At 61.9% G+C, this 21,474-nt stretch carries 23 protein-coding genes and 1 pseudogene; 8 read left to right on the top strand and 16 right to left on the bottom strand.

Going from position 1 to position 21,474, the window contains the following annotated elements; all coding sequences use genetic code 11:
• Window positions 1–25: 25 nt before the first annotated feature.
• Window positions 26–1,072, bottom strand: a complete 1,047-nt coding sequence (locus tag Q0L62_RS03190; RefSeq protein WP_100865849.1) for a rod shape-determining protein — start codon at window positions 1,070–1,072, stop codon at window positions 26–28.
• 188 nt (window positions 1,073–1,260) lie between these two features.
• Here Q0L62_RS03190 and mutL point away from each other — a divergent pair, with 188 nt between their 5' ends.
• Window positions 1,261–3,054, top strand: coding sequence for a DNA mismatch repair endonuclease MutL (gene mutL, locus Q0L62_RS03185; RefSeq protein ID WP_296676287.1), 1,794 nt, complete (start codon window positions 1,261–1,263; stop codon window positions 3,052–3,054).
• The gene (locus Q0L62_RS03180) at window positions 3,051–3,530 is read left to right on the top strand and encodes a hypothetical protein (protein WP_296676284.1); all 480 of its coding nucleotides are present in this window, start codon (window positions 3,051–3,053) and stop codon (window positions 3,528–3,530) included. The genes mutL and Q0L62_RS03180 overlap by 4 nt, the downstream gene beginning before the upstream one ends.
• Here the strand turns inward: Q0L62_RS03180 and Q0L62_RS03175 are convergent.
• From Q0L62_RS03175 to Q0L62_RS03165, 3 genes are read right to left on the bottom strand one after another with little or no spacing between them, the layout of a single operon-like run.
• Window positions 3,494–3,973 (bottom strand): MaoC family dehydratase, encoded by a 480-nt coding sequence (locus tag Q0L62_RS03175; protein WP_296676338.1) that lies wholly within the window; start codon window positions 3,971–3,973, stop codon window positions 3,494–3,496. The two genes, Q0L62_RS03180 and Q0L62_RS03175, sit on opposite strands and share 37 nt — an antisense overlap.
• A 14-nt stretch (window positions 3,974–3,987) precedes the next feature.
• The gene (locus Q0L62_RS03170; protein WP_296676282.1) at window positions 3,988–5,382 is read right to left on the bottom strand and encodes a hypothetical protein; all 1,395 of its coding nucleotides are present in this window, start codon (window positions 5,380–5,382) and stop codon (window positions 3,988–3,990) included.
• A gap of 29 nt (window positions 5,383–5,411) precedes the next feature.
• Window positions 5,412–6,119 carry a glutaredoxin gene (locus tag Q0L62_RS03165; RefSeq protein ID WP_296676335.1) on the bottom strand — a complete coding sequence of 236 codons (708 nt, stop codon included), beginning with the start codon at window positions 6,117–6,119 and terminating at the stop codon, window positions 5,412–5,414.
• 91 nt (window positions 6,120–6,210) lie between these two features.
• On the opposite strand from Q0L62_RS03165, the gene Q0L62_RS03160 reads away from it, so the two are divergent.
• Complete coding sequence (locus tag Q0L62_RS03160; protein WP_296676280.1) at window positions 6,211–6,603, top strand: MerR family transcriptional regulator; 393 nt, start codon at window positions 6,211–6,213, stop codon at window positions 6,601–6,603.
• Here Q0L62_RS03160 and Q0L62_RS03155 read toward each other — a convergent pair.
• The 11 genes from Q0L62_RS03155 to Q0L62_RS03105 all read right to left on the bottom strand — a co-directional run bounded on the left by Q0L62_RS03155 (window position 6,590) and on the right by Q0L62_RS03105 (window position 13,857).
• Window positions 6,590–7,465, bottom strand: coding sequence for a DUF1206 domain-containing protein (locus tag Q0L62_RS03155; protein WP_296676278.1), 876 nt, complete (start codon window positions 7,463–7,465; stop codon window positions 6,590–6,592). The two genes, Q0L62_RS03160 and Q0L62_RS03155, sit on opposite strands and share 14 nt — an antisense overlap.
• A 9-nt stretch (window positions 7,466–7,474) precedes the next feature.
• Window positions 7,475–7,741, bottom strand: a complete 267-nt coding sequence (locus Q0L62_RS03150; RefSeq protein ID WP_296676275.1) for a glutaredoxin domain-containing protein — start codon at window positions 7,739–7,741, stop codon at window positions 7,475–7,477.
• 44 nt (window positions 7,742–7,785) lie between these two features.
• A complete protein-coding gene (gene ychF / locus Q0L62_RS03145; protein WP_296676272.1) occupies window positions 7,786–8,886 on the bottom strand; it encodes a redox-regulated ATPase YchF in 1,101 nt (366 codons plus the stop codon).
• 61 nt (window positions 8,887–8,947) lie between these two features.
• Complete coding sequence (locus tag Q0L62_RS03140) at window positions 8,948–9,445, bottom strand: topology modulation protein (protein ID WP_296676333.1); 498 nt, start codon at window positions 9,443–9,445, stop codon at window positions 8,948–8,950.
• A 5-nt stretch (window positions 9,446–9,450) separates the two neighbouring features.
• Window positions 9,451–10,020: an aminoacyl-tRNA hydrolase gene (pth, locus tag Q0L62_RS03135; protein WP_296676270.1), complete on the bottom strand. Its 570-nt coding sequence runs from the start codon at window positions 10,018–10,020 to the stop codon at window positions 9,451–9,453.
• Window positions 10,021–10,027: 7 nt separating this feature from the next.
• On the bottom strand, window positions 10,028–10,510 hold the full coding sequence (locus tag Q0L62_RS03130; protein WP_296676267.1) for a hypothetical protein: 483 nt from the start codon (window positions 10,508–10,510) through the stop codon (window positions 10,028–10,030).
• 100 nt (window positions 10,511–10,610) lie between these two features.
• Window positions 10,611–11,231, bottom strand: coding sequence for a 50S ribosomal protein L25/general stress protein Ctc (locus Q0L62_RS03125; protein ID WP_296676264.1), 621 nt, complete (start codon window positions 11,229–11,231; stop codon window positions 10,611–10,613).
• A 120-nt stretch (window positions 11,232–11,351) separates the two neighbouring features.
• Entirely contained in the window at window positions 11,352–12,227 is an 876-nt protein-coding gene (locus Q0L62_RS03120) for a TraB/GumN family protein (protein WP_296676262.1), read from the bottom strand.
• Window positions 12,217–13,128: a TraB/GumN family protein gene (locus tag Q0L62_RS03115; protein WP_296676260.1), complete on the bottom strand. Its 912-nt coding sequence runs from the start codon at window positions 13,126–13,128 to the stop codon at window positions 12,217–12,219. Before Q0L62_RS03115 ends, Q0L62_RS03120 begins: the two co-directional genes overlap by 11 nt.
• Before the next feature lie 151 nt (window positions 13,129–13,279).
• Window positions 13,280–13,474 (bottom strand): helix-turn-helix transcriptional regulator, encoded by a 195-nt coding sequence (locus tag Q0L62_RS03110; protein WP_296676258.1) that lies wholly within the window; start codon window positions 13,472–13,474, stop codon window positions 13,280–13,282.
• Window positions 13,471–13,857: a hypothetical protein gene (locus Q0L62_RS03105; RefSeq protein WP_296676255.1), complete on the bottom strand. Its 387-nt coding sequence runs from the start codon at window positions 13,855–13,857 to the stop codon at window positions 13,471–13,473. The genes Q0L62_RS03110 and Q0L62_RS03105 overlap by 4 nt, the downstream gene beginning before the upstream one ends.
• A 136-nt stretch (window positions 13,858–13,993) precedes the next feature.
• On the opposite strand from Q0L62_RS03105, the gene Q0L62_RS03100 reads away from it, so the two are divergent.
• The 3 genes from Q0L62_RS03100 to ppdK all read left to right on the top strand — a co-directional run bounded on the left by Q0L62_RS03100 (window position 13,994) and on the right by ppdK (window position 19,831).
• Window positions 13,994–14,896: a glycine--tRNA ligase subunit alpha gene (locus Q0L62_RS03100; protein ID WP_296676252.1), complete on the top strand. Its 903-nt coding sequence runs from the start codon at window positions 13,994–13,996 to the stop codon at window positions 14,894–14,896.
• Window positions 14,893–16,929 (top strand): glycine--tRNA ligase subunit beta, encoded by a 2,037-nt coding sequence (gene glyS, locus Q0L62_RS03095; RefSeq protein ID WP_296676251.1) that lies wholly within the window; start codon window positions 14,893–14,895, stop codon window positions 16,927–16,929. The genes Q0L62_RS03100 and glyS overlap by 4 nt, the downstream gene beginning before the upstream one ends.
• 217 nt (window positions 16,930–17,146) lie before the next feature.
• Window positions 17,147–19,831: a pyruvate, phosphate dikinase gene (gene ppdK, locus Q0L62_RS03090; protein ID WP_296676249.1), complete on the top strand. Its 2,685-nt coding sequence runs from the start codon at window positions 17,147–17,149 to the stop codon at window positions 19,829–19,831.
• Here the strand turns inward: ppdK and Q0L62_RS03085 are convergent.
• The gene (locus tag Q0L62_RS03085; RefSeq protein ID WP_296676247.1) at window positions 19,828–20,571 is read right to left on the bottom strand and encodes a methyltransferase domain-containing protein; all 744 of its coding nucleotides are present in this window, start codon (window positions 20,569–20,571) and stop codon (window positions 19,828–19,830) included. The two genes, ppdK and Q0L62_RS03085, sit on opposite strands and share 4 nt — an antisense overlap.
• On the opposite strand from Q0L62_RS03085, the pseudogene Q0L62_RS14425 reads away from it, so the two are divergent.
• Together Q0L62_RS14425 and Q0L62_RS03080 are read left to right on the top strand one after the other, a co-directional pair.
• Window positions 20,546–20,818 (top strand): annotated as a pseudogene (locus tag Q0L62_RS14425) (double zinc ribbon domain-containing protein); the annotation flags it as partial. The gene Q0L62_RS03085 and the pseudogene Q0L62_RS14425 overlap by 26 nt on opposite strands.
• A gap of 9 nt (window positions 20,819–20,827) precedes the next feature.
• Entirely contained in the window at window positions 20,828–21,376 is a 549-nt protein-coding gene (locus Q0L62_RS03080; protein ID WP_367183247.1) for a ComF family protein, read from the top strand.
• Window positions 21,377–21,474 lie beyond the last annotated feature (98 nt).

Here is a 21,474-nt window from a genome sequence, read left to right as displayed (position 1 = left end):
CCCGTTTATAGCAGACAAAACGTAATCAGGCCGTCATCAAGACGCCGCGATAGATCGGGTCTTCCATGGCCCGGCCCGTACCAAGCGCTACACAGGACAGCGGATCTTCGGCGATGGAAACAGGCAGGCCCGTTTCTTCGCGCAGATATTCGTCCAGTCCTTGAATCAGCGCGCCGCCGCCAGTCAGCACGATGCCCTGGTCGACGATATCGGCAGCCAATTCCGGCGCGGTGTTTTCCAGCGCGATGCGCACGCCTTCGATAATTGCGCCGATCGGTTCGGACAGTGCTTCGGCGATGTTCGCCTGAGTGATGGTGATTTCCTTGGGCACACCGTTGACCAGATCGCGTCCCTTAAGATGGATGGTTTCGCCCACTCCGTCGACCGGCACAGTGGCGCAGCCATAGTCTTTCTTGATCCGTTCGGCGGTCGCTTCACCGATCAGCAGGTTGTGGTGACGGCGGACATAGCTGACGATGGCTTCGTCCATCTTATCGCCGCCAACGCGCACCGAAGTGGTATAAGCCAGACCGCGCAAGCTGAGCACGGCAACTTCCGTTGTCCCGCCGCCGATGTCGACCACCATCGAGCCAACCGGTTCGGTCACCGGCATATCGGCTCCAATTGCGGCAGCCATCGGCTCGAGGATCAGGAAGACCGAACTGGCGCCGGCGTTGCTGGCGGCATCGCGAATGGCGCGGCGTTCAACCGATGTTGAACCCGACGGCACGCAGATCACGATTTCAGGCAGCGGCATGAAAGTGCGCTTGCCATGGACCTTGCGGATAAAGTGCTTGATCATCTCTTCGGCGATTTCGATGTCGGCAATGACGCCATCGCGCAGCGGGCGGATCGCTTCGATGCTGTCGGGTGTCTTGCCCATCATCATCTTGGCATCATCGCCCACCGCCTTGACCCGCTTGATCCCGTTGATCGTTTCGATTGCCACCACTGACGGTTCGTTCAGGACAATTCCGCGATCCTGCACATAGACCAGCGTGTTCGCCGTCCCCAGGTCGATCGCCATGTTCTGCGCACCGAATTTGAAGAATCGCGAAAAGAACGATGCCATTGAAAAATCCGTATGTTTTCCGGTCACTTGGCGCGGGAATCGCGCCAGTGCATAACCGGGCGGTGGGCGTGGAAGCGGCCCCATTAGCGCATGACCCCGCCAAAGGCCAAAAATTTGTTTGAAAGGTTCCGGATATCGGATCGACCGATCTCGAATTTGCGGCGCTTCACCGCTACGCTGGACAGCCAATGCCTACTATTCGCCGCCTGCCAGAAACCCTTGTCAACCGCATCGCTGCAGGCGAGGTGGTTGAACGTCCGGCGTCGGCCCTGAAGGAGCTGGTTGAAAACGCCATCGACGCCGATGCGACATCGATCCACGTCAGGCTGACGGCGGGCGGTCTCGACGGGATCGAGGTTATTGATGATGGCTGCGGAATGGCACCTGGCGAAATCGCGCTGGCGCTGGAACGGCATGCCACGTCCAAGTTGCCGGATGAATATATCGAGCGGGTTGCCACGCTGGGCTTCCGGGGGGAGGCTCTGCCCTCGATTGCGAGCGTCGCCCGGATGACCATCGAAAGCCGCCAGCAAGGATCGGGCGAGGGCTGGCGCCGCGTGATCGATCACGGAGAACTTGTCGGTGACGGCCCCGCTGCAGTGCCGCCGGGCACACGCATCGTGGTCGATGATCTGTTCGGCAAGGTGCCGGCGCGGCGCAAGTTCCTGCGTTCAGCGCGCAGCGAATATGCGGCCTGTCTTGATGTGGTGCGGCGTCTCGCCATGGCGCGGCCGGACGTGGGCTTTACCCTGGAGCATGACGGGCGCCGGGTGCTGGCGGTCCAATCTGGCGAAGCGCTTGCGGCCCGCGTTGCCCGCATCGTTGCGCGCGAGCTGGCGGACGACGGCGTAGTGATCGACTTGCAGCGCGGCCCGGTGCGGTTGACCGGAGTGGCGGGTCTGCCGACTTTCAACCGCGGCGTGGCCGATCACCAGTTCCTGTTCGTCAACGGCCGTCCGGTGAAGGACCGGCTTTTGATCGGAGCAGTGCGCGGGGCCTATGCCGACATGCTGGCGCGCGATCGCCATGCCGTACTGGCGCTGTTTCTTGAGGTTCCGGCAGAGGACGTCGATGTTAACGTCCACCCGGCAAAGACCGAAGTGCGCTTTCGCGATCCGGCCTTTGTTCGCGGGTTTCTGGTGTCTGGCCTACGCCATGCGCTGGAAGGGGCGGGGCAGCGCAGCGCCCAGGCACCGGCCGCGTCCGCGATGGGCATGTGGCAGGCCGAGCCGATAACCGGCGAGCCGGCGCCGGCACTGGCATCGCTGTTCGCCCGCGAATATGGCGCTGCCGGGGTGCGTGAGGCTTCGCGCGCCTGGCGCGGTTATGAAGCGGCGATCATGGACCCGCCTTCGGGCCGTGCCGAAATGGCCGAGGCAGGTGTGCAGCCCGCCGCGAGCCATCCGCTGGGCGTGGCCCGCGGGCAGGTTGCCAGTACCTATATCGTTGCCGAGGCGGAGGACGGCCTGGTCATTGTCGATCAGCATGCCGCGCACGAACGCCTCGTGCTGGAACGGTTGAAGGCGGCAGGAGCGCAGGACGCGGTGATGGCGGCGCAGGCGCTGCTCATTCCCGAAGTGGTGGAACTGGACGAGCCTGACTGCGACCGCCTTGAGAATGCGGCGCCCGATCTGGCCCGGTTCGGCATGACGCTGGAACGCTTCGGCCCGACCGCCATACTGGTCCGCGCTGTCCCGGGCGCCCTGGGCCACGGTAATGTCCAGGCGCTGGTCCGTGATGTGGCCGATGATCTGGCGCAGAACGGTGCGGCGCTGCTATTAGAAGAGCGGCTGGACCATGTTCTGGCCACCATGGCTTGCCATGGGAGCGTTCGGGCCGGCCGGGTGTTATCGGTCACAGAGATGAACGCCTTGCTGCGCGAGATGGAAGTGACCCCGCGATCAGGCCAGTGCAATCATGGTCGTCCGACATGGGTCAAGCTGGCCCACGGCGACATTGAAAAGCTGTTTGGAAGGCGATGATGCGCAAGACGGTCTGTATCCTGTTGATGATGATGGCAGGGTGCAACAAATTGACACCCGAACAGCGTGCGCAGGAAGATGCCGCGGCGATCAGGCAGGTTGAGGAAGCGCAGAAGATCCGCGCACCGGCCCAACCGATAGCCATGCAAGGGCTTGAGCCAGGTGACGGTGCCGCAGCCGGGTTAAGCGGGCCGGGCTGCACGTTTACTCCTGACGGGCAGGACAAGCCAGTGCTGGTAGCCGACCGGAGCCGGGCCATCATCAAGCTGGACGATGAACCCAGCGCCATGGCGGTAGATGTCGGCGCCGATGGCCGCATCAGGCATTACGTGGGAAAAGCCTATACGATCTATATCGACCAAGGCACCGATGTCCCAAGCAGCGCGGGATCGCGGCCCGGCGCCGTGCTGACTGCGCAGGACCCGGACCGGCGTGAAGTTTACCGCGCTTCTGGCACGCTGGCCTGTGCCGGGTAAGCCGCGCGCAATCTGATCAGACCGATCGATTGCATGGTCATGACCAGCGCATCGTCCTGGTTGAAGACCCGAACAGCCGATTGAAAGCTGCCCATTTCAGGCCGTGACTGGCTGGCCCGCTTGGACAGCAGTTCGGTTTCCACACGCAGGACATCGCCGGGGAAAACGGGCCGCAACCAGCGCAGTTCGTCCAATCCTGGTGAGCCGAGCCCTGCCTGACGCCGTTCGGTGATGTTGTCGACCAGCATCCGCATCGTCATCGCGCAGGTATGCCAACCACTGGCCGACAGCCGGCCGAAATGGGTTTGCGCAGCAGCATCGTCAGACAAGTGGAACGGCTGCGGATCGTAGGATTTTGCAAAGGCAATGACCTCGTCGCGCGTAACGGCATAGCTGCCGAACCGCGCGACGGTGCCTACTTCCAGATCTTCGAAGTAAGTCAGGTCGTCATCCATGCTCAATGCCCCAAGGTGATCCGCGCAAACAGCGTGTATCCCATTGGGTTGCTGCCATAGGCCGCGTCAAGCGCTGCAGGCTTTGCATAAGCGTTGACGCTCCCGCCCAGCGCCAGTTCGACCGGGCCGAGCGCGATCCGCCGAGCATAGCCAAGCTGAACCTTGCTGACGCGAAAGGTCTGGTCATGCAGCGGATCGTTTTCATCGGCGAACAGCTCGTCGTTGGCGACGTTTTCGGCGCGGGCGAACAGCGTGTTGCGGCGATCAATGTCCCAGTTTGCCTCCGCCAGCCATGCCGTCAGCGTTTGGCCGGGGACCCGATCCTTGGCACTGAACGCCAGCATGGCGTGAACGCCTCCATCCGCATAGTGCGCCGATGCGGTAAAGCGGTGCTCATCCTCTCCGGGATGGAGGGCTTCTGGTTGTTTCAGCTGGCCGTAACTGGCCTGAATCGCCCAGCGCGGCGATGGTGTCAGCGTGGCGCGGACAGACCAGGAATCCAGTTTTGGTGTTTCGATATTCCAGCGCTGCTCATCCGGTTCGCGGCCGCGAAAGGCACTGGCTTCGACCTGCAATACCCGTGTCGCATAGCCGGCCGTCACGACGCCGTAGGTTATGTGCGTGGAATCGAACCAGTGATGAGTGATCGGCGGTTCGGGATTATACTTGGCCGAACCGCGGTGCATGAACGCCGACGGACCCAATGCCGGTTCGCCGACAGGGCCGCCATAAAGGAACAGGCTACCAGGCCCTGCGTTGACGTCGATCCGAGCTGCCAGTTCCATGAACAGGTCATGGGGATGTTGGCGGTCAACCAGCGGCAGGCCGTCCGCAGTCTCTCCGGTTGCGAACAGGTTGGGGTATCCTTTTGCGTCCATGGCTGGCTCAAGGCTCATCATGGCCTTGCCCTGAATGCGGCCCCATGTGGTTTCGCGTTCGCCCGCGAGCATCGCCATGGTTGTCACATAGACCTGGTCATCGCCGCGCGGGCCTCCGTGATTGGTGTACTGGAGAGCGGCGGAGCCATGAGCCATTACCATCCAGTCGCCCGCCATGATGTGCAGGCCGTGCATGGCTCCGTCGTTGGCGGGCAGCCGCGCAGTTCCGGACCCTTCGGCATAAGCGATAGGACCGGCGGTGGGCCTTTCGATTTTGCCGTGGCCCATCGCGCCATGATCCATCGTGCCATGATCCATCGCGCTGTGGTCCATCGCCGGCTTGGCGGGCGTCTGTCCGGCTTCAACCGGTGAAGCCTTTGGCGCAGGCGTCTGCGGCGCCGCCGCCGGCTGCGTCTGGGTGCTGCCCGCTTGATGGTCGTCGTGGCCGGAATGATCCTGGGCCAATGCGGCTGCGGGCACGGCGGCTACACCGAGCAGAGCGGCGAGAACTGATTTCATGGTCAGGGTTCCGAGGTGGGATTTCACAATTACTGCTTCATCAACATCCACAGCGCCATGGCCATCATGGCCAGGTTCTCGGTCAATGAAACGAACCCCAGTGGTACCCGGCTGCTGCCGCCCACGCAGGCACACTTGATATCACGCTTTTGAATGTAGACGGCATAGACCACCGAAACTGCACCAACGCTGCCGATAAACAGCGCGGTGGGTATCGACAGCCAGGCAAGGGCGTGTGCGCTCATCAGCGTGCCGGCCCCAAACTCAAGGAACGGATAGGCCGCGGCATAAGGCAGCCAGCGCCGCCCCAGCAGATCGTATCCGATGAACATCGTTGTGAACCGGGACAAGTCCTGCAGTTTGAGCATGGCAAGAATTACCATTGCAAAAGCAACGAACCATTCGGCCGCACGCGCTGTGAAGGGCGCCGCATAAACCGCCTGACTGACGGCTATGGCCAACGCTGCTGCGGCGGCAAATACGGCAAGGACCGGGACATAGCTGACCGCATCCGGATCGCTGACACGCAAGCCAAGATGGCGGCGCAAATCGTCGTACCCGCCGATCCGTTCTTCGCCGATGAAAATCTGCGGCGTGGTCTTGACGCCCTGTTCCAGCTTGAACGCATCGGTTGCGGCGCGGGTCGTCAGCCAGCGGTCGTCAACCGCGTAGCCTTTGCGCTTAAGCAGATGCACCGCCCTGATGCCATAAGGACAGATGTGGTCCGGCAAGACCATCCTGTACACTGCGGCGTGCAGCGTCGTATCGGGTTTGGTGTCTGTCACGGGTAGCTATATACAGTCCGTACCATGATACGGAGTCAATACTATGGCCAAGACTATTTCCGAACTGGCCAGGGCGGGAGAGGTGGGGGTTGAAACCGTCCGCTATTATCAACGCCGCGGCTTGCTGTTTGATCCGCGCCCCGGTGCCGCACGCAGCGCCGGGCGCCGCCACTACGGGGATGACGAAGTCAAACGCCTTCGGTTTATCCGCTCGGCCCAGCGCGCAGGCTTCACTCTTGATGAAATAGGTGATCTGGTTGCGCCGCACCGGACCCGGCAAGAGGTGCGCAGCATGGCCCGAATGCGGATTGAAAAGCTTGCCGCCCGGATTGCAGAGCTTGAATCGGCGCGCACCTGGCTTGGCGAATTGGTGGCTGAATGCAGCGCCAACGAGGTTGGCCCGTGCCCCATAATAGAGGCTTTTACCGCACGGTGAACGATCCTGCACCAGGCCCGGTCAGCACGTCTGCAACGGCTTGGACCTTGTCCCGGGCCTCATCCAGCACGTCGATCTTGGGCACTATCCGCCAGCGCGCCAGCATCAGGCTGAACAGGCCGAACAGGATCAGGCCAATGGCAATGCCATCATACAATAAGACCTGATCGCGGATGCCCTGAAGAGCGCCGCCCATGGCCTTGGCCTGGCGGCTGTTTTCAAACCACGCCGCCCTTATCATCGACCAGCCGATCATGCCGGCAATGGCAGCCTGGGTGATCATGCCCAGCCGCCCGGCATGCGCCACATAACGCGGCGCCCGCGGCGAGGCGAACCGCATATGGTTGCCCTGGACCGCGTTTTTTATATTCAGCACCATCGATACCGCAAAGCCTATTCCGACACTTCCCAAAAGGATCGCACCAAGGGGAAGCTCAAGAAGCTGCTGTGCCAGCAGCCTGCTGCTGCGATTGGCATAAGTGTGATCTATCCGCCGCAGCCCCAAGGCTATTTCCGCAGCAAGGTAAGCGAACACAAAATAGGTGATTGCGACACCCAGATGTCCGGTCCGGTCGGCAATGCCTTTCCACGAGCTGCCATTGCGGTCAGCATCAAGCGCCGCTGTCAGGAAGCGGTACAGGCCGTATGCAAACAACCCCGCCGCAACCATACAAAGCAGGATCCATCCCCCTGTTACGCTGGTCAAAGCCGCAAACGCGCCTGTCTGCCCCTCGCTTGAATGGCGCCCGGCGTTCAGGACAAGCAGCCCAAGGATCACATAGACTAACCCCCGTGCTGCCATTCCGACACGGGCCAGCACATCAAGCCGGGTCAGCCGATCAAGCGCATCGTCAGCCGACATGGCGGGGCTTCAGGGGTGCTCGTCGATCAGCCATTGGTTCAAGGCTTCTGCGCCGCCGATGCGCTGCCCGTCGATGAACGCCTGCGGGGTCGTTTCGACTCCCTGTTCGGCCTTGTAGGCATCAACCGCTTCGCGGGTCTTAAGAACGATATCCTCGACCGAATAGCCCGCCTCTATCAGCATGTCGCGGGCAGCTACGCCGTAGGGACACGTGTGATCTGGCAAAGCCATCCGGTAAAGTACGGCGTGTTTCGGGTGCGCATCTTGATCAGTCATGGCGGACAAGCGCGCCAGAGCAGTGTTGGTTCCCGCGGCTGCAATCAGACGTTGAACTTGAAGTGCATGACGTCTCCGTCCTGCACACCGTATTCCTTACCTTCCTGGCGAAGTTTTCCGGCATCCTTGGCCGCTGTTTCCCCGCCCAGAGAAACAAAATCGTCATAGGCGATGGTTTCGGCACGAATGAAGCCGCGCTGCATGTCGCTGTGGATTTCTCCTGCCGCATCGGGGGCTTTGGCGCCCTGATGTACAGTCCAGGCCCGCGCTTCCTTTGGGCCGACGGTGAAGAAGGTGATGAGGTGGAGCAGATCGTAGCCTGAGCGGATCACCCGGGCGAGGCCGGTTTCGTGCAGGCCCATTTCCTCCAGAAAAACCAGCCGCTCGTCAGGTTCCATGCCGACCAGTTCGCTTTCGATTGCGGCAGATACGATAACGGCGTTGGCCCCTTCGGTCCTGGCCTTGGCGAAAACGGCTTCGGTAAAGGCGTTGCCCGATGAAGCGCTGTCTTCCTCGACATTGCAGACATAAAGCACCGGCTTGGCGGTGAGGAGCTGGGCCTGATTGAACACCCGCAGTTCTTCATCGTCTGACGGCCGGGCCAAACGTGCCGGCTTGCCATCGCGCAGCAAGTCAAGCGCCGGGCCCAGTACGGCAGCCGTCAACCTGGCTTCCTTGTCGCCCTGCGCGGCCTTTTTCTGGGCCGCGGGCACCCGCTTTTCCAGGCTTTCCAGATCGGAAAGCATTAGTTCGGTTTCGACCGTTTCAGCATCAGAAACCGGATCGATCTTGTTATCGACGTGCTGGATATCGTCATTCACAAAGCAGCGCAGCACGTGGATGATGGCGTCCACTTCGCGAATGTTGCCAAGGAACTGGTTACCCAGACCTTCGCCCTTGCTGGCCCCGCGCACAAGGCCCGCAATGTCAACAAAGCTTAGCTGGGTCGGGATGATCTTTGCCGATCCGGCAATCGCCGCCAGCTTGTCCAGCCGCGGATCAGGGACACCTACCTGGCCCACATTGGGTTCGATCGTGCAGAACGGATAGTTTGCCGCCTGCGCCGCCTGCGTTTCGGTCAGCGCATTGAACAGGGTGCTTTTGCCCACATTGGGCAGGCCGACGATACCGCATTTGAAACCCATCAGTGACTCCAGGTGGGGAAAGGGGCGCCCATAGGGCCAGTTTGCCGCTTTGGCGAGTGGTCTACAACGTTGACAGCCATGCCGCAGCCTGGTCCGGGTCCGATAGCGTTACAATCTGGCCGCCAAAGCCATTCAATGCGGCTGAATTTCGCTTTGCCCAGCCGCGCCGAAAGTTCAGCACATAGCGAAGAAACGGCAGATCGATCCGTTCAGGGCACCCAGCCGTCATGTCCGGCCGCGTCTGTCCGCGCCAGTGCCACCAACGGCGCAACACCCGGCAAAGGCACAGCCAGGTCGGATAATCGAGCCGGATGACTGTATCGGCGCGCGCGATACGCAGCGGCAGGCTTGAGCCATAATTTCCGTCCAGTATCCAGCGATCCTGGGCCAGAATGGCGGCCAACTGTTGCTGCAGCGCGGTCTTGTCGCGCTCAACCCAGCCGGTCGTCCAGAACAACTGATCGAGGTGAAAAAGCGGCAAACCAGTGCGCGCCGAAAGTGCTTTCGAAAGCGTCGATTTGCCCGATCCAGGTGATCCGATGATCAGCACGCGCTGCATTGGCGTCACTCGGCCATGCGCAAGGCGACGTCGCTCATAAACCGGGCGTCGTCACCCTTGGCGAGCCATTCCGCTTCGGCCGAGATCGCGCCCAGCATGTCGGCCAGCGGGTCCATCTCGTTCTTGGAATAGTTGCCCAGGACGTGACCGGTCACGCGGTCCTTGTGGCCGGGATGTCCGATGCCGATACGAACGCGGCGGAAATCGGGGCCCAGGTGCTGATCGACAGAGCGCAGCCCATTATGCCCGGCCAGACCGCCGCCGGTGCGCACCTTGACCTTGAAGGGGGCCAGATCAAGCTCGTCGTGGAACACTGTCAGGGCATCTACGCCCAGCTTGTAGAAGCGCAGCGCCTCGCTTACCGCGCGGCCGCTTTCGTTCATGTAGGTCGCAGGCTTCAGCAGCAGAATCCTGGAACCGCCGATGCGGCCTTCCTGAATCCAGCCCTGAAACTTTTTCTGGACCGGGCCAAAACTATGCACTTCGCCCAGCGCATCCAGCGCCATGAAGCCGACATTGTGACGGTGCAGAGCGTATTGCTGGCCAGGATTGCCCAGGCCGACCCAGACTTGCATGGCCCGATCACCGTCCTGCATCAGGAGGCGCAGCTTCGCGCAGCGAATCGCCCAATGTGACAAGTGCGGTTTCCGCTGTGCGCAGGCACTTCATAGCTTCGGCTGCCTGCTTTTCGCGGGGATAGGCGGCAAAGGTCGTGACGATGGCTTCTGCTTTTGGCGCCGTTCGTTCATCAGCCGGCCGATTGAGCAAGGCAGCGCCAAAGAAATAGACCCCGCGGTAGGCCCGCTCGCTCATCACGGCGGCCTGGGCGCGCTGTCCCGCTTCCTTTGTCTGCTGGGCCTGACGCCCCGCTGCGCCTTGTAGAAACCGCAACCGGATCATGCAGCCCAGCGGATCGGGCTCAAACGCTGATCCCGGATCGGGCTTTGCTGTTTTTGGCGATTTGCGCGCGGTTTGGGCAGGCAGCGTGCTGGCGGTCAAAGTGGTCAGCAGGACGGCACAAAGCATCACAACGCGCGGCACAGGCGGACTGGTTGATACGGCCACGGGGATCTCCAAGCAAAAGCCGGGCCGCATTGCTGCGGCCCGGCGTTCTGATGGGGCAGCGCGGCCGCCCCGGTCAACCAGTTGTCGATCGACCGCAGCTTTACTCTTCAGCTTCGGTTTCGGTCTTGCTGTTATCGCCTTCTTCGCTGCGCAGGCCCGAAGGGGCAACGATCGTGGCAATGGTAAAGTCACGGTCAGTGATGGCCGATTCCGAACCCTTGGGCAGTTTGACGTAGCTGATATGGATTGAATCGCCGATATCCAGACCGGTGACATCGATCTGGATATCATCAGGGATCTTGTCCGATTCGCAGACCAGTTCCAGCTCGTGCCGCACAATGTTGAGCACGCCGCCACGCTTGAGGCCCGGTGAGGCTTCTTCGTTGGCAAAGGCCACCGGCACGTTGACGTGAACCTTGGCATCCTTCGAAAGGCGCAGGAAATCAACGTGAAGCGGACGGTCAGTGACCGGATGGAAGGCAACGTCCTTGGGGAGCGTACGCAGCTTCTTGCCGTCTACCTCGACCTCGACGATCGAGTTCATAAAATGGCCGGTGCCAAGCTGCTTGAGCAGCAGCTTTTCCTCGACGTGAACCGACAGGGGTTCTTCTTTACCACCATAGACGACGGCGGGGACACGGCCTTCACGACGCAGTGCACGGGAGGCTCCCTTGCCTGCCCGATCGCGCGTCTCGGCCGGCAGGTTAAGCGTATCGCTCATGACATTGCCTTTCGAAAAACTTCATTGAACCATTTTCTCCGTCACGCCTCCAGGGATGACCATGACGTAGAAGCGGGCGCCCCTAACGGCATTGCCCCGGAAATGCAAGGCTTGCGCGTTTTACTGAATGCGCCGGACACGGTAGCCGCGCGATGCCAGCAAGGCCGGAAGTCCCTCCGGCCCGGCCAGGTGGGCCGTGCCGACGGCAACGAACGGCCTTTGCCCGCGTGCCAACATGATGACCAGCTGATCGCGCCAGGCCTGGTTGCGCTGGACCAGCAGCGCCGCTCGCAGTTCAGGGTCGGCCATCATCCCGGTGGTCGTTTCCCGCTCCATCGCTGCCAGGTCGCCGCGCTGCCATTCCTGTTCAAGTGCGCGGGTATCGGCGCGCGCCGATCCTGCATCGGCAATAACGGCGCCCAGCAAATCGCGCTGGTCGGCCTCGGGCAGGCCATCAAAGATACGGAATTGGCGGTCAGCCCCTTCGAACTCTTCGACCGGGCGGGACCCGGCAGCCTTCTTTACCGCCCGGTCGATCCCGTTGGCGCTGTCGCTCCCCGCATCGGCCTGAGCCGCCTGGGCCAGGATTATAGCCGCAGCCCAGGTATCCAGCTTGGCCAGCGGCGCAGGATCGACTTTGTATTGCGTCACAAACCGGTCAAAGCTGGCAGCAGTATTGGCAGGCAGACGGGTGCGCAGCGCAATTGGTTGAGGCGCTGCGGCAAGCTGGGCGAAACTGGTTTCCAATGCGGCCTGATCATCGATTTCGGCAACTTCCAGCACGATCCGGTCAGCCTGGGCCAGGGCCGTGTTTACTGCGGCAGAGCGCCAGGCCACCGGGCGGGGCAGGGCGTGAATGGTGCCAAACAGCCAGGCTTTCTCTCCGTGGGGCCCATCAACTTGCCACAAGGCTGGCGTGACCGGTTGCGCCTGACGGCAACCCGCCAGTGCCAGCAGCGCCAGTGCAGCGGCGATCCACCGCGAACTATTGGACACGGGACGCGGTTATGCCCGTTTTTGCAAGCACGTCCTGGACCGATCCCTTGCCGCCAAGATGTCCTGCACCCACCGCAATGAACACTGTCCCCGGCCGGTCCAGCCGTGTCTTGATCCACTGCGCCCAGGCCCGGTTCCGGTCATAGAGCAGGGCCTTCATCATGGCCGGATCGTTCTGGTCGGATTTGAGCAGTTCGGCCAGCACAAGCGCATCGCCCTTGGCCCAGCTGGCGACCATTTTTTCGATTTCCTCCTCGATCGTCGGCATTGATCCGATGGTGTCGAAAAGATAGCGCTTCTGGACCTTGGCATTGAACCCGCCAAACAGACCAAGCTGCATATCCAGTGTTTCAAGGCCGGTGCGGGGTTTTCCGGTCTTTGCTGCCAGTTCGGACAAATGCGCCTCGACCCCGTGTTCCATGTTATACCCGCTGCGTTGCAGGGGCAGGGTGGCCAGCAGCACGGCGGCGTACCACGGCCGGAACCGGTCGAACGCGGCGGGCGGCAGGCCGACACTGCGGAGCGCGGCTTCAAAGCGAACCTTTTCCGTCCTGGTCATCATCCCGCGAAGCGACTGCTTTTCAGGCATGATGGCGTATTTCATTACTGCGGCGGCAGTTTCGGTATCGCCATAAGCAGGGATTTCGGTGATCAATTCGCCGCTGCTGTCGAATGCCTGCGAAACGGGTCCGCCATACCATTCGATCCCCTGAGGCAGCAGGTGGATCGTGCCGAACAGATATATCGTGGTGTCGGCGTCGGCTATCTTCCACAGCGCGGGATTGGCGTTGGCCGAAGCCGCGGCAGGAGGCGGCGCGGTTTGAGCGGCCAGCGAAATTGGTGCGAAAAGAGCGCAAATGGCAGCAAGCAAGGCGGCAAGAGGAGTGCGGAATCTGAACATGGGCAATCCTTTGCCACAACGACCCGGCGAATGCTGGAAAAATTGAATGTGCGATGACGGCGCCATAGCCCAGCGGCTGCGACACATGCGTGAACCATAGCGAGCGCGGCAACGCCGTAGTCTGACAGTTAGAGGCGGCATTGCCTGATCATCAGGCGTGGTCGTTGAAAATCTCTTCGATCGGCAGGTTGAAAAGCCGGGAAATACGAAACGCCAGTGGCAGCGAAGGATCATGCTTGCCGGTCTCGATCGCGTTGACCGCCTGCCGCGATACGTCAAGCTGGGCCGCCAGATCGGCCTGGCTCCAGTCGCGCATGGCGCGCAGCACTTTCAGTTTGTTGTTCATAAGCGTGCTCGCAGCCATTCGACATGAAAGCCGATGAAGAACGCCAGTATCGCAGCATAACCAGCGGCTTCGACCGGAATGTTTTGATGCGACGGTGCGGCGGCCAGTCCATCGTAGAAGCCTTCCAGGAACGGCGCGAACAGGAAACTGGCGATCACCGCCACAAACGCCCAGGCCGTGCCTGCGCGCCACAGACTGTCGATATACTCATCACGCATCCGCCGCAGCGGCGCGATTACCAGCGGCAACAACAGCAGGCCGACCGTCAGCCCTTTCACGAAGTCGGGCCAGTGCAGCGCATTCGCGGCGGCAAAGCCCAGCGACGCGAAAAAACCCATGTGCGCCATGTTCAAATAGATCGCTGTGCGCTTTTCTGGAGTCATGTCATCCTCACATTTTGTCGCTTTAACCTGACATATAGTCGTGATCCCCTGACAATGTCAAGTTTACCTGACATTAGTGCGAAAGTAGGCGCCTTACGGTTGATCTGGGCGCCGTTGTCGGCCAAGGGCCGAGGCGATGAGCGCGATGATCCAACCCCTGTCTTTCCAGGACATGATCCTGCGGCTCCACGCCTTCTGGAGCGCGCAGGGCTGCCTGATCCTGCAGCCTTATGACATGCGCGTGGGCGCGGGCACGTTCCACCCGGCAACGACCCTGCGCAGCTTGGGCCCGACCCCGTGGAATGCCGCCTATGTCCAGCCCAGCCGCCGTCCGACCGACGGACGCTATGGCGAAAACCCCAACCGGTTGCAGCACTATTACCAGTACCAGGTGATCATGAAGCCCAGCCCGGACAATCTGCAGGACCTGTACCTGCAATCGCTGAGCGAAATCGGCGTCGATCCGCTGGCCCATGACATCCGCTTTGTCGAGGATGACTGGGAAAGCCCCACACTGGGCGCCTGGGGGCTGGGCTGGGAAGTCTGGTGCGACGGGATGGAAGTCACCCAGTTTACCTATTTCCAGCAGATGGGCGGGTTTGATTGCAAGCCGGTCGCGGGCGAGCTGACCTACGGGCTGGAACGGCTGGCGATGTACATCCAGGGCGTCGACAACGTCTATGACCTTGCGTTCAACGCCGCAGGCGTCACCTATGGCGAGGTGTTCCTGAAGAACGAGCAGGAGTTTTCGAAATACAACTTCGAAATCGCCAACACCGACCAGCTGTTCGAAGGCTTCAAGAATGCCGAGGCGGAATGCCAGGCCTGCATCGCCGCTGACGTGCCGCTGGCCGCCTATGACCAGGCGATCGAAGCCAGCCACCTGTTCAACCTGCTGCAGGCACGCGGGGTGATTTCGGTCCAGGAACGCGCCAGCTACATGGGCCGGGTGCGCGATCTGGCCAAAGGATCGTGCCAGGCCTGGATCAACAAGAATGCCGACCAATGGGCGCAGGATTTTCCGGAGTGGAGCTTGTGAGCGACTTCCTCCTAGAACTGCGTAGCGAAGAAATCCCGGCGCGGATGCAGGCCGCGGCGCGCGAAACGCTTGAAAAGCTGTTCCGCAAGGAAATGGATAACGCCGGGATTGCCTTGGATGAGGTTACCGTCTGGTCGACGCCGCGCCGCTTGGCCCTGATCGTTCGCGGCCTGCCCAAGGCAACCGCCGCCGTCAACGAAGAGATCAAGGGCCCGCGCGAAGGCGCGCCGCCGCAGGCGCTCGAGGGATTTTTGCGCAAAACCGGCCTGGCTGAAAGCGACCTTAGCGCGCGTGACGGTGTGCTTTATGCCGTCATCGAAAAACCTGGGCGCCCGGTCGCCGATGTGCTGGCCGAAGCCATCCCGGCGATCATCCGCGCGTTTACGTGGCCCAAGAGCCAGCGTTGGGGCGCCGCTTCCATCGCCAGCGATAGCCTGCGCTGGGTTCGCCCGCTTTCGGCCATTGTCGCCATTCTTGGGGATCAGCTGATTGAATGCGAAGTCGGCGGGGTCCGCTCGGGCTTTGTCACCCGCGGCCACCGCTTTCATTGCCCGGGGGAAATCACCATCGGCGGGGCGGGCGACTATGCCGAAAAGCTGCGCGCCGGCCACGTCATTGTCGACCATGCCGAACGCCAGGACCTGATCCGCGCCGGATCCGCCAGGGCCGCCGCCGCTGCCGGGCTGGTTATGGTCGAGGATGAAGGGCTGGTGATTGAAAACGCCGGGCTGACCGAATGGCCGATCCCGCTGCTCGGCCGGTTTGACCAGACCTATCTTGATGTCCCGCCTGAGGTTATCAAGCTAACTGCGCGAACCAACCAGAAATATTTCGTCTGCAATGATGCGGCGGGCAAGCTGGCCAACGCATTCATTTGCACTGCCAACATTGCCGCAAGTGATGGCGGCGCAGAAATCGTGGCGGGCAACCGCAAGGTTCTTGCCGCACGCCTGTCCGATGCGCGCTTTTTCTGGGAGCAGGACCGCAAGGTGCCGCTGGCGCAGCAGGCGGACAAGCTGGAACGGATTACCTTCCACGAAAAGCTGGGGACAGTGGCCGACAAGGTTGAACGCGTGGCAACGCTGGTTGAATGGCTGGCCAGCGAAGGCATAGTGCCCGGTTGCGATCCGGCGCTGGCACGCCAGGCGGCGCAACTGTGCAAGGCTGATCTGGTCACCGAAATGGTCGGCGAGTTTCCTGAACTGCAAGGCCTGATGGGCGGCTATTATGCCCGCGCCGAAGGGCTGCCCGACGCTGTCGCCGACGCGATCCGCGATCACTACAAGCCGGTCGGTCAGGGCGATGACGTGCCGACTGCGCCGGTTACGGTTGCCGTTAGTTTGGCGGACAAGCTGGATACGCTGGCTAGGTTTTTTGCTGCCGGGATGCCGCCCACAGGCTCGAAGGATCCATTTGCCTTGAGGCGGGCCGGGCTGGGCTTTCTTTCTCTTATCGTCAGTAATCTCCTGCGGGTCTCGTTCAGGAAGCTGTTACTCGAAACGGGAGCTGCGTCAGATTTCGCTACGCTTGAGGATTTTCTGATTGACCGCCTCAAGGTCCAGCAGCGCGAAGCCGGCGTCCGGCACGACCTGATCGATGCGGTGTTCGCGCTGGGCGGGGAGGACGATCTGGTCCGCCTGCTCGCGCGGGTTCATGCGCTGCAGGCATTTGTCGGGACCGAGGACGGCACCAATTTGCTCGCGGGCTACAAGCGCGCGGCTAATATCCTCAAGAAGGAAGGCGTCGAAAGCACGGAAGCAATTCCGCTTTCCTACACTCCCGAACCGGCCGAAAAGGCTTTGATCGAAGCGCTGGGTGCGGCGGGGCCGCGGGCGGCTGAGGCCGTGGCGGCAGAGGATTTTGCCGGGGCTATGGCTGCTCTTGCCACCTTGCGGGCACCGATCGACCGCTTTTTCGATGAGGTTACCGTGAACGATGCCGATCCCGCCAAACGCCTGTACCGCCTTTCGCTCCTCGCGCAGCTGCGCGATGCCGTGCACGGCGTCGCAGACTTTTCCCGTATCGAGGGGTGAGCGGCCGGTTTTTGCCGTGATGAACCCTGTGAACTTGGTGTCAACTTCCGCGCCTTTTGCAGAAAAAACGTGGATTTGATGAACAGGGCTTTGCGGCATCTTCAAGGTTCGGGATCCTGCTGCAGCGCACAATTGGGCTGACACCCTGGCAAAGGCTCGCTAGTCCAAAATCACACCGATCGCCGATTCGTCGGTTCTCGAAAAACGGCTGAAAACCATGACTTCATACGTATTCACATTTGGTGGCAGCATTCCGCAGGCTCAGGGTGAGCGAAGCCAGGTCGACCCGCGCAGCCGCGACAAGACCATAGTCGGCGGCAAAGGTGCAAACCTTGCCGAAATGGCGGGGATCGGCCTGCCTGTGCCTCCCGGCTTTACCATCACCACCGAAGAGTGTGTGCGCTATCTCGCTGAAGGCGGGGCGTTTTCTGACAGCCTCAAGGCGGAAGTGGCGGAAGCGCTGGGGCATATCGAACGCACGGTCGGCAAAAAATTGGGCGATGCGGCCGATCCGCTGCTGGTTTCTGTCCGATCGGGCGCGCGGGTCTCGATGCCCGGGATGATGGACACCGTCCTGAACCTTGGCCTCAACGACGCGACGGTCGAAGGGCTGGCGGCCAGCTCGGGCGATCCACGCTTTGCCTGGGACAGCTATCGCCGCTTCATCCAGATGTATTCGGACGTGGTCCTGGGTGTCGATCATCACCTGTTTGAAGATGCGCTGGAAATCATCAAGGAAGACAATGGCTTTTATGCCGATGTAGATATGCAGGCTGAACATTGGCAAACGCTGGTCAGCGAATACAAGCAGATCGTGCGGGGCGAACTGGATCACGATTTCCCGCAGGATGTGACCGAGCAATTGTGGGGCGCGATCCGCGCGGTGTTCGATAGCTGGGATTCGGACCGGGCCAAGGTCTATCGCCGGCTGAACGACATTCCGGCAGGCTGGGGCACCGCGGTCAACGTTCAGGCGATGGTGTTTGGCAACATGGGCGATACCAGCGCCACCGGAGTTGCCTTTACCCGCGATCCGGCAACGGGCGAAAAGGCCTATTACGGCGAATGGCTGGTGAACGCCCAGGGCGAGGATGTGGTCGCCGGAATCCGCACGCCCCAGTACCTGACCAAGGCGTCGCGCGAACGCGCCGGGGCCAAGCCGCTGAGCATGGAAGAGGCGATGCCCGCCGCCTACGGCGAGCTGGCCGCAGTTTTCGAATTGCTTGAGCGGCATTACCGCGACATGCAGGACATCGAGTTTACCGTGGAACGCGGGCACCTGTGGATGCTGCAGACCCGCAGCGGCAAACGCACCGCCAAGGCCGCGCTCAAAATGGCGGTTGATATGGTCGGCGAAGGCCTGATTGACGAAAAGACCGCGATCCTGCGCATCGATCCCATGGCGCTGGACCAGTTGCTGCATCCGACGCTGGATCCCAAGGCGCAGCGTGATGTGCTGACCAACGGGCTGCCGGCCAGCCCGGGCGCTGCCTCAGGCGCGATCGTGCTTGACGCCGATACCGCGCAGACGCTGGCCGAACGCGGCGACGCGGTAATTCTCGTGCGGGTAGAAACCAGCCCTGAGGATATCCACGGCATGCACGCGGCCAAGGGCATCCTGACCGCGCGTGGCGGCATGACGTCACACGCGGCCGTGGTCGCGCGCGGAATGGGGCGGCCGTGCGTGTCCGGCGCCAGCGCCGTGTCGATTGACATGGCCAGCCGGACCCTGCGGATCGGCGGGCGCGAGCTTAAGGAAGGGGATGTCCTGACACTCGATGGATCGACGGGCGAAGTTATGGCCGGTCATGTCGCCACGATCGAGCCCGAGCTGGTCGGTGACTTCGGCACGCTGATGGTCTGGGCTGACGCGCACCGCCGGATGAAGGTGCGCACCAATGCAGAAACGCCGGCCGATTGCCGGACCGCACGCCAATTCGGTGCCGAAGGAATCGGCTTGTGCCGCACCGAACACATGTTCTTCGATGACAAGCGCATCGCCGCAGTGCGCCAGATGATTCTGGCCGAGGACGAAGGCGGACGCCGTGCTGCGCTGGCCAAGCTGCTGCCTGAACAGCGCGCTGATTTTCATGCGATTTTTGATGTCATGGCCGGGCTGCCGGTTACGATCCGCCTGCTTGATCCCCCGCTGCACGAGTTTCTGCCACACGGCGAAGATGAGTTTGCCGAGCTTTCCGACGTGATCGGCATCGGCGTCGACACGCTGAAGCGCCGCGCCGCTGAATTGCACGAGTTCAATCCTATGCTGGGCCATCGCGGCTGCCGCCTGGGGATTACCTTTCCCGAGATATATGCGATGCAGGCCCGCGCGATTTTTGAGGCTGCCTGCGATGTGCTGGCCCAGGGCGGCGCCGCGCCGCTGCCCGAAGTCATGATCCCGCTGGTCGCAACCCGCAAGGAGTTGGCAATTCTGAAAGCGCTGGTCGACAAGGAAGCTGAGGCTGTCTTTGCCCAAAAGGGCTGCCGCGTGGCCTATCACGTGGGCACCATGATCGAATTGCCCAGGGCCGCCCTAATGGCCGGAGAAATTGCCGAAGTCGGAGAGTTCTTTTCGTTTGGTACCAATGATCTGACGCAAACAACTCTGGGCGTTTCGAGGGACGACGCGGCGCGCTTTCTGCAGCCCTATGTAGAACAGGGCATCTTCCCCCGCGATCCCTTCGTCAGCCTTGATATCGAGGGGGTCGGCCAGCTGGTAGAGCTGGCAGCAGAACGCGGACGCAGGACCCGCCCTGACATCAAGCTGGGTATCTGCGGCGAACACGGCGGCGATCCTGCCAGCATTGCGTTCTGCGAAAAGGTCGGGCTCGATTATGTCAGCGCCTCGCCATTCCGCGTGCCGATCGCGCGGTTGGCAGCGGCGCAGGCGGCGCTCGCCTAAGATTTCCAGCCGGTCAGGGTCAGCACTTCAAAGGTCTCAGTGGTACCGTGGCCGAAAGCGGCAGCAGCGATAGCAAGCTGATCGCGCGATAGCGCAGGGCCAGGCCGGGCCAGACAATTGCCCAGAGCCTGGGCGCGCAGATCTGCAACCAGGCTGGACAGATCGGAAAAGCGCACGTTCAGGCTTCGGGTATCGACTACAGGATTGGCCCAACCGGCACGCTGTAACAGCTGCGCCCCGGCGCGAACATCGATCATCGGGTGCAGGCGGGGGGCAGGGCGATCGCCATCGGCGGTCAGCATTGCCCGGCGCAGGCCGTCCAAGCTGCCCGCGCCGACCAGACTGGCCAGGGCCAGGCCTCCTGGTGCCAAGGCGCCGCGCATGTGGATAAGCGCGCCGACAGGGTCGTTCACGCAATCGAGCGCGCAAAGACTGGCCACGAAGTCGTACTCCGAGGCCGGGAAAGGGTGTTCTTCGGCAAAGCCCGACGCGGCATCTACAGCCAATACGGTGCAGCCCGAACCACGAAGAAACCCGCCAAGGGCGCCCGTCCGATCACCGATCAGCAGGGCATTACGCGGCGCATGGCGCAAAAAGGATAGCCTCTCGATGACATCTTCGACCATATCATCGAGGACATACCGGGCGGCATCCGGACGCTCGCCAAGCCGCTGGGCACGCCGGCGGGCGGCCACCCTTCGGGCAGGATCAAAGATGCGGGAGGGAACGGAACGGGCCATTGCCGCCGCGATGCCTTGCCTACGACCACGGCGCAAGCGATACGCGCTGGCAATGCAGGCTCACCCGTTCATCGCGTCCATCATTGATTTGGTCTTTCCGCCGCGCTGCCCGCTTTGCGGAGAAGGCTTGGCAGCGCAATCAGGCCTTTGCGCGGGATGCTGGAGCGCGCTTGTCATCCCTGGCGAACCATGTTGCTGCAGTTGTCAAAGACCCTTTGCTGATAACGTGGCCGATGGCGCGACCTGCGCGGTTTGCATGGCTGATCCCCCGCGCCATGACGGGATTGCCGCCGGCACGCTTTACAACGAAGCGTCGCGGAAACTGGTTTTGGCGTTTAAACACGGCCACCGCATTGCCTTGGCGCCAATGCTGGCCCGGCTCGTCAGCGCAAAGCTGCCTGTGGCGGTGGGAGAGAATTGGTTGGCGGTTCCGGTCCCGCTGCACCGCTGGCGTTTATGGAGCCGGGGCTTCAACCAATCAGCATTGCTGGCGCGCGAACTGGCTAGTCTGCGGGGCTGCCAATTACTGGTAGACGGGCTTGTTCGCACCAAGATTACACCGCCTTTGGGCGGCCTTGGCAAAAAGGCACGGGCGCGGGTGCTGTCGGGGGCGATTGCCGTCAATCCGCGGCGCGCAGGGGTGTTGCAAGGCGCCAATGTCGTTCTGGTCGATGATGTGCTGACCAGCGGCGCAACAACCGATGCTTGCGTGCGGATTTTACGGCGCGCAGGAGCGCAGCAGATTGTCATCGCGTGTTTCGCCAGAGTGCTGGATGAGGCGCTGGACCTTCCACGCGCGACATAAACGAAAACGCCCGGAGCCAGGCTCCGGGCGTTCTCGTGACGAAACTCGTGAGCGCCTTTCGGTTCAGCGATGCCCCCTTGCATCGCTTCGCTCAATCC

Source organism: Novosphingobium sp., assembly GCF_024642085.1.
In the GTDB taxonomy this organism is placed as follows: domain Bacteria; phylum Pseudomonadota; class Alphaproteobacteria; order Sphingomonadales; family Sphingomonadaceae; genus Novosphingobium.
The sequence above is the reverse complement of the archived record's forward strand: the minus strand, read 5'-3'. Positions and strand labels throughout refer to the sequence as shown.

Excerpts from the sequence above, each read along its gene's own strand:
- Q0L62_RS03115 (WP_296676260.1), bottom strand. The coding sequence starts at position 13,128 with ATGTTCAGATTCCGCACTCCTCTTGCCGCCTTGCTTGCTGCCATTTGC.
- Q0L62_RS03160 (WP_296676280.1), top strand. The coding sequence starts at position 6,211 with ATGGCCAAGACTATTTCCGAACTGGCCAGGGCGGGAGAGGTGGGGGTT.
- mutL (WP_296676287.1), top strand. The coding sequence starts at position 1,261 with ATGCCTACTATTCGCCGCCTGCCAGAAACCCTTGTCAACCGCATCGCT.
- Q0L62_RS03165 (WP_296676335.1), bottom strand. The coding sequence starts at position 6,119 with ATGGTCTTGCCGGACCACATCTGTCCTTATGGCATCAGGGCGGTGCAT.
- Q0L62_RS03155 (WP_296676278.1), bottom strand. The coding sequence starts at position 7,465 with ATGTCGGCTGACGATGCGCTTGATCGGCTGACCCGGCTTGATGTGCTG.
- pth (WP_296676270.1), bottom strand. The coding sequence starts at position 10,020 with ATGCAAGTCTGGGTCGGCCTGGGCAATCCTGGCCAGCAATACGCTCTG.
- Q0L62_RS03150 (WP_296676275.1), bottom strand. The coding sequence starts at position 7,741 with ATGACTGATCAAGATGCGCACCCGAAACACGCCGTACTTTACCGGATG.
- ychF (WP_296676272.1), bottom strand. The coding sequence starts at position 8,886 with ATGGGTTTCAAATGCGGTATCGTCGGCCTGCCCAATGTGGGCAAAAGC.
- Q0L62_RS03105 (WP_296676255.1), bottom strand. The coding sequence starts at position 13,857 with ATGACTCCAGAAAAGCGCACAGCGATCTATTTGAACATGGCGCACATG.
- Q0L62_RS03085 (WP_296676247.1), bottom strand. The coding sequence starts at position 20,571 with ATGGCCCGTTCCGTTCCCTCCCGCATCTTTGATCCTGCCCGAAGGGTG.
- Q0L62_RS03100 (WP_296676252.1), top strand. The coding sequence starts at position 13,994 with ATGAGCGCGATGATCCAACCCCTGTCTTTCCAGGACATGATCCTGCGG.
- Q0L62_RS03140 (WP_296676333.1), bottom strand. The coding sequence starts at position 9,445 with ATGCAGCGCGTGCTGATCATCGGATCACCTGGATCGGGCAAATCGACG.
- Q0L62_RS03170 (WP_296676282.1), bottom strand. The coding sequence starts at position 5,382 with ATGAAATCAGTTCTCGCCGCTCTGCTCGGTGTAGCCGCCGTGCCCGCA.
- Q0L62_RS03080 (WP_367183247.1), top strand. The coding sequence starts at position 20,828 with ATGGCTGATCCCCCGCGCCATGACGGGATTGCCGCCGGCACGCTTTAC.
- Q0L62_RS03110 (WP_296676258.1), bottom strand. The coding sequence starts at position 13,474 with ATGAACAACAAACTGAAAGTGCTGCGCGCCATGCGCGACTGGAGCCAG.
- Q0L62_RS03190 (WP_100865849.1), bottom strand. The coding sequence starts at position 1,072 with ATGGCATCGTTCTTTTCGCGATTCTTCAAATTCGGTGCGCAGAACATG.
- Q0L62_RS03180 (WP_296676284.1), top strand. The coding sequence starts at position 3,051 with ATGATGCGCAAGACGGTCTGTATCCTGTTGATGATGATGGCAGGGTGC.
- Q0L62_RS03125 (WP_296676264.1), bottom strand. The coding sequence starts at position 11,231 with ATGAGCGATACGCTTAACCTGCCGGCCGAGACGCGCGATCGGGCAGGC.
- ppdK (WP_296676249.1), top strand. The coding sequence starts at position 17,147 with ATGACTTCATACGTATTCACATTTGGTGGCAGCATTCCGCAGGCTCAG.